The sequence below is a fragment of the Mycobacterium sp. genome, assembly GCF_050701675.1.
GTDB lineage: Bacteria > Actinomycetota > Actinomycetes > Mycobacteriales > Mycobacteriaceae > Mycobacterium.
In genome coordinates, this window is the sequence record NZ_JBOGDD010000784.1 from 1 (window position 1) to 5953 (window position 5953).

At 66.3% G+C, this 5953-nt stretch carries 6 protein-coding genes; 5 read left to right on the forward strand and 1 reads right to left on the reverse strand.

Features of this window, described 5'->3' with window-relative positions; genetic code table 11:
* A partial coding sequence (locus ACRDUX_RS24035; protein WP_526417219.1) for a FadR/GntR family transcriptional regulator occupies window positions 1-346 on the reverse strand: 346 nt, incomplete at its 3' end.
* A 119-nt stretch (window positions 347-465) separates the two neighbouring features.
* Between ACRDUX_RS24035 and ACRDUX_RS24040 the strand changes: the two genes are divergently transcribed.
* From ACRDUX_RS24040 to ACRDUX_RS24060, 5 genes are read left to right on the forward strand one after another with little or no spacing between them, the layout of a single operon-like run.
* A complete protein-coding gene (locus ACRDUX_RS24040) occupies window positions 466-1629 on the forward strand; it encodes a mandelate racemase/muconate lactonizing enzyme family protein (protein ID WP_526417221.1) in 1164 nt (387 codons plus the stop codon).
* 43 nt (window positions 1630-1672) lie between these two features.
* The gene (locus tag ACRDUX_RS24045; protein WP_526417223.1) at window positions 1673-3031 is read left to right on the forward strand and encodes an MFS transporter; all 1359 of its coding nucleotides are present in this window, start codon (window positions 1673-1675) and stop codon (window positions 3029-3031) included.
* Window positions 3028-4071, forward strand: a complete 1044-nt coding sequence (locus ACRDUX_RS24050) for an Ldh family oxidoreductase (protein WP_526417225.1) — start codon at window positions 3028-3030, stop codon at window positions 4069-4071. The genes ACRDUX_RS24045 and ACRDUX_RS24050 overlap by 4 nt, the downstream gene beginning before the upstream one ends.
* 22 nt (window positions 4072-4093) lie before the next feature.
* Window positions 4094-5149: a zinc-dependent alcohol dehydrogenase gene (locus ACRDUX_RS24055; RefSeq protein ID WP_526417227.1), complete on the forward strand. Its 1056-nt coding sequence runs from the start codon at window positions 4094-4096 to the stop codon at window positions 5147-5149.
* 35 nt (window positions 5150-5184) lie between these two features.
* Window positions 5185-5940, forward strand: coding sequence for an SDR family oxidoreductase (locus tag ACRDUX_RS24060; protein WP_526417229.1), 756 nt, complete (start codon window positions 5185-5187; stop codon window positions 5938-5940).
* The last annotated feature ends 13 nt before the right edge of the window (window positions 5941-5953 follow it).

The window sequence follows — 5953 nt, forward strand, 5'->3', positions numbered from 1 at the left end:
GTACTCGCCGCACGGCCAGCAGATCCAAGATGGTGGAACGGCCCGAAAGCGTGATGAGCATCGACATGGAGTCCAGCAGCAGTCGCGGTGCCAGGCTGGTCACGAAGTTGCCTGCCCCGCGGCGCGACTCGACGATGCTGACCAGCGACAACGCCCTGACGGCCTCACGTACGGTGTTGCGCGAAACGCCAAGGCGTACGGCCAGGTCGCGCTCGGTGGGCAGCTGCTGCCCTGGCTGGATCTCACCCGAGGCAATGATGCTCCGGATCGCCTCGATGGTGCGGTCGATTGCCGACGGCTCCTGCGGCGAGGCACCCGGGGGTGAGCCCTCGGAACTGACTGTCATGACGTGACGGTAGTTGTGTGTACCGACCCGAAGAAAATTGGCAGGGCCAATTCTTGACAGAGTGTGATCCACGCAATAGTGTCGCCCCGACCACATCAGCCACGGCCAAGGAGATCACCGTGAAGATCGCCAGCATTCGCCCGGTCCTACTCAGCTACGACACTTCCCGCGACGCTCCGCTGGCGTGGTCCGGTGGCACCATCACCACCTGGGATGCGGCGCTCGTCGAGGTGACGCTGCCGTCGGGCGTCACCGGTCTTGGCGAGGTCGCCCAGGGCACGATGGCCGCCGAAGCGGTTCCCGGCATCCTCGACGCGCTGTCCCGCTATCTCGAAGACGTCGACATGCCCGCCATCGCCATTGGCGATCACCTGCGTGACAAGACCCGCTTCTGGGCGCGCGGCGGAATCAGCTCCGGTGTGATCGCGGCGGTCGAATTGGCTTGTCTCGATGCCGAATCCATCGAAGCAGGGGTGCCACTGTGGCAGCACCTGCAAGGTCAGCACGACGGTCCAGTGGACGAGCCGGCAGCCACCATCGACGCCTACGCAAGCGGCGGACTGGGCACCACCTTCGAGCAGGTGGCGGACTGGACGATCGAACAGTTCGAGGCGGGATTCCGGACCATCAAGATTCGCGCCATGCGCGATCCTGCGACCACCATCGACCTCGCCCGCCACGTCGCCGGTCTGCTCGGGGGACGCGCCCGCCTCTGCCTGGACGCGGTACAGGGCTGTGCCTCCAACCCCTGGCCGATCTCCGACGCCATCGCGGTCGGCCAGGAGCTTTCCCGGCTCGGCGCCTACTGGTATGAAGAGCCTTGCGCTGTCGAAGATCTCGCTGGCTACGTTGCGGTCCGATCAGCGGTCGACGTCGCCGTCACCGGGGTGGAGAGCTTCACCGTCGTCGAAGACTTCTACCGCCTCATCGACGCCAAGGCGGTGGACATCGCCCAACCCGACCTGTCGATGATCGGCGGCTACGCCCAGTTCCGGCGAGTCGCCGATTACGCCCGTGCCGCCGGGATCGACGCCATCCCCCACGTCTGGGGCAGTGGCGTGCAGCTCATGACCAGCGTGCACGCCGCATTCGCGACCGGCCTGAACCTGGTCGAGGTCTGCACACTTCTCAATCCACTCCGAGAAGCGACCATGAACAACCCGCTCACCCTCATCGACGGGGCAATACCCCGGCCCACCGAACCCGGTTCAGGCGCAACACTTCCCGCCGACGCGGAACAGACATTCGCCTACCGTCCCGGACGCGGGATGCTGATTCGCTAACCATACCGACACCCAATCCCCTTACCCCAGAAGAGAAACCACCATGACCTCACCCGGACCGGCCACCCAATCGCCGACATCGGCACCGGAACCACCCGCGTCCCGCGGTGCCAGACATCGGGGCAGACTGCGCTGGGGCATCATCGGACTGGCGTTCGCGGGCTTCGCAGTCAACAACATCGACCGCTCCGCGATTGCCGTCGCCCTGCCCTTCATGGGTGAGGATCTACACCTCACCCCCACGGTCGAGGGGATAATCCTCGGCTGGTTCTTCCTGGTCTACGCGCTGTGCCTACTGCCGGCCGGCTCGCTGGTGGACCGCTTCGGTGCCCGGCTGGTGTACGGGGCAGGCGGCATCATCTGGGCGGTGGCCACTCTGGCCACCGCGGCCGTCACCAATGTCGCCAGCCTGCTCGGATTGCGCTTCCTGCTGGGAGTCGGTGAGGCGAGCCAATATCCGTCCTGTGTACAGGTGACGGCGCGGTGGTTTCCCCGCTCCGAACGCGCCACGGCCACTGCGATCTGGGACATGGGTGCCCGCGTCGGCGGCGTGCTGACACTTCCCCTCATCACCGGAGTCATCGGCTTGTGGGGCTGGCGGGCAGCGTTCGTGGTGGCCGGCGCCATCGCGGTGGTGTGGGCCGTCGGATGGCTGGTCGCCTACCGCGACCCCAGCGTGCACAAGCGCCTCGGCGCCGAAGAGCGCGCCTACATCGAAGCCGGACAGGACAACACCAGCTCCGACTCCGACGCGGAGAACATCCGCTGGCGTGACCTGTTCCGCTACCGGGCAGTATGGGGCCTCATTCTCGGCTTCTTCTGCTTCAACTACATCGCCTACTTCTTCATCACGTGGTTCCCCAGCTATCTGGTCCACGAACGTGGTTTCAGCCTGCTGAAACTCGGGTTCTGGGGGATGATCCCCGGCATCGTCGCGGTCGCCACCGAACTGCTCAGCGGAATCCTGCAGGATCGGGCCACTGCCCGGGGCATCAGCATCACGGTGGTCCGCAAGACCCCGCTGGTCTGCGGAATGCTGCTCGGGTCGATCATCATGCTCGCAGTCATCGCCCCGAACGACGCGGTCGCGTTGGCGTTGTTCACCCTCAGCTACGGCTTCCTCATGATCGGTGGGCCGTCCATCGGGTCGATGCCGCTGGAGTTCGCCCCCACGCCGCGGCACGTCGGCGCCCTCGGAGGGATTCAGAATTGTGCCGCCAACCTGGCGGGTTTCCTCGGCCCCATCGTGACAGGCGCCATCATTCAGTTCTCCGGCTCGTATGCCGGAGCGCTCGTCGTGACCGGAGTCGTCTCGGTCGTCGGGGCACTGGCCTATCTGGTCCTAGTGCCGGCATTGGCGCCGATCACACCGCATGCCCCCTTGGCGGTCTCGACCTCGTGAGCGGAACCACTACCGTCGACCACGCCGTGCTACGGCACCACGTGGCCGGACTGTTCGCGGCCAACGGCTGCGACCAAGCAGTGGCGGACACCGTGTCCGGTGTGCTGGTCGAAGGCGACCTGCTGGGACACCACACGCACGGCGTGGCGCTGGCGACCGGCTACCTGGAGGACCTCGCCGCCGGACGTGCCTTCGGTGACGCCGGCCGCCTGACCCAGGTCCGGGATGCCGGAGCGGTTGCACTGTACGACTGCGGCCACGTGTTGGGGCCCTACGCGGTGGAGACGGCGCTGCGGTGGGCCGGCCGGGCGGCGAGATCCCACGGCGTCGGCCTGGCGGTGCTGGCGAAGTCGCACCACATCGGCTGTCTGGCTGCCTATCTGGAGGCCGTCACCAGCCAGGGTCTCATCGCGATGATCATGTCGTCGGATCCGACCGTGGCCACGGTCGCGCCTCACGGTGGACGCACCGCCGTGTACAGCCCCAACCCGATGGCGGTCGGAATACCGGCACCCGTCCCGATTCTGGTGGACATCAGCACGTCGACCGTGACCAACAGCGCATTGGCGCAGGCGCACGCGACGAACACCTCGCTGCAACACGCGGCGATCATCGACGCCGCGGGTCGGCCCACCCGTGCTCCGTCGGACTTCTTCGCCGACCCGCCGGGTGCGATCCTCCCGCTGGGCGGAATCGAGTTCGGACACAAGGGTTTCGGGCTCGGGTTGATGGTAGAGGCGCTCACTTCCGGTCTCGCGGGCTACGGACGCAAGCAGGCCCGCGGCTATAAGGCGGCATCGGTGTTCATCCTGCTCGTCGACCCCGATCACCTCGGTGGGTCCGAAGACCTCACTGCCGAGATGCAGCACCTCATCGACTCCTGCACCGAGTCAAAACCCATGCGGCCCGACCAGCCGGTACGCCTGCCGGGCCACCGTGGACTGCAGCTCAAGAAGCACTACCTGGACAGCGGCATTCCGTTGCCCAACAACGTGGTTGAGCAGATTGCTCTAGATACCACTGCACTCACCCATCGATAATTCGGAGAGGCCGCCTTCAACAATGCCATCGACATCACCGACCGTCAGCCGGTCTGCCGCCTACTACACCGGCGCCGGGACATTCCAGGTCGACACGGCCTCGACCGCGTCGACGGCACCCGGCCACGGCGAAGTCACCGTGGCCGTCGCCTACACCGGGGTCTGTGGCACAGACTTGCACATCTACCACGGCGACATGGATTCACGCGTCACGGTCCCCGGCACCATCGGCCACGAGATGTCCGGCGAGATCGCTGCCATCGGTGAGGGTGTCATCGACTGGGCGGTCGGCGATCACGTCACCGCGATGCCATTGATCTGGTGCGGTTCCTGCAAGGCGTGCTCCAGCGGTAACCAACACATCTGCCAGAACCTCAACTTCGTCGGCATCGACTCCACCGGAAGCATGCAGAGTCACTGGACGATTCCCGCCGGTCTTCTCGTAGCGCTGCCCGCGGATCTGGACCTCGCTCATGCCGCGTTGACCGAGCCCACCGCAGTTGCGGTGCACGACGTCGGAAGGGCCGCAGTCAAGCCAGGGGAGAGGGTCGTTGTCGTCGGCGGAGGTCCGGTGGGTCTGCTCATCGCGACCGTCGCCCGATCCGTCGGCGCCGATATCGTGCTAGTAGAACCGAATCCGGCGCGCCGGGCCCTTGCCGAACGCCTCGGGTTCCGCGCCTTCGATGGTGCCGACGGCCTGGTCGATGCGATCCGCAGCTGGACAGATGGCGCGGGCGCGGACGTCACGTTCGAAGTATCGGGATCCGAGGGCGGTGTTCGCACCGCGGTCGACCTGCTCGGCCCGCGTGGCCGGCTGGTGCTGGTCGCCATCCACGGCCAACCCCGCGCCGTCGATCTGCACCAGTTCTTCTGGCGGGAGCTCACGCTCATCGGAGCACGGCTGTATGACCGATCCGATTTCGAGAAGGCCGTCGAGTTGGTGGCCGACGGCACGATACCCGTAGCACAGCTGATCTCGCTGGTCACGCCACTGTCGGCGGTATCCGATGCCTTCGCCCAACTGGGCTCCGGTGACGCCGGGCTGATGAAGGTGCTCATCGACTGCCGGCAGTCCTAACCTCCACGAGAAACGGTATTGGCGTGTCCAACAACATGTTTGACCTTACTGGCAAGACCGCCGTGGTAACCGGCTGCCGCCGCGGCATCGGACTGTCCATCGCCGCGGCGCTGGCACGGGGCGGAGCCGACATCATCGGAGCCAGCACGCAACTGACACCGGACGGCGGCGACGTCGGTGAGATCGTCTCGGCCCATGGTCGCCAGTTCACCGGGTATGCCGTGGATTTCGCGGATCGTCGGGCCGTGGCCAGCTTCGCCGCGCGCCTCACCGATGCGCACCCGCCCGTCGACATCCTGATCAACAACGCAGGCACCATTGCCCGCTCCCCGGCCGTGGACCATTCCGACGAGGACTGGGACCGTGTCCTGGAGGTGGACCTCAGCGCACAGTTCGTTCTGACCCGTGCGCTGGGTAGACGGATGATCGACCGGGGGACGGGCAAGGTCGTCTTCATCGCGTCGCTGCTGAGCTTCCAGGGCGGAATCAACGTGGCGGCCTACACCGCTGCCAAATCTGGTGTCGCCGGTCTGACCAAGGCGCTGGCCAATGAGTGGGCCGCCGCCGGGGTCAACGTCAACGCGATCGCACCCGGCTACATCGCCACGGACAACACCGAGGCCCTACGCGGCGATCCGCAGCGGTCTAACGCGATCCGCGAGAGGATCCCGGCCGGTAGATGGGGCGATCCCGACGACATCGCGGGAGCCGCGGTGTTCCTGTCGACTCCAGCCTCGGACTACGTCAACGGCGTCGTGCTACCCGTGGACGGTGGCTGGATGGGCCGGTGATGCACTGCAAGGT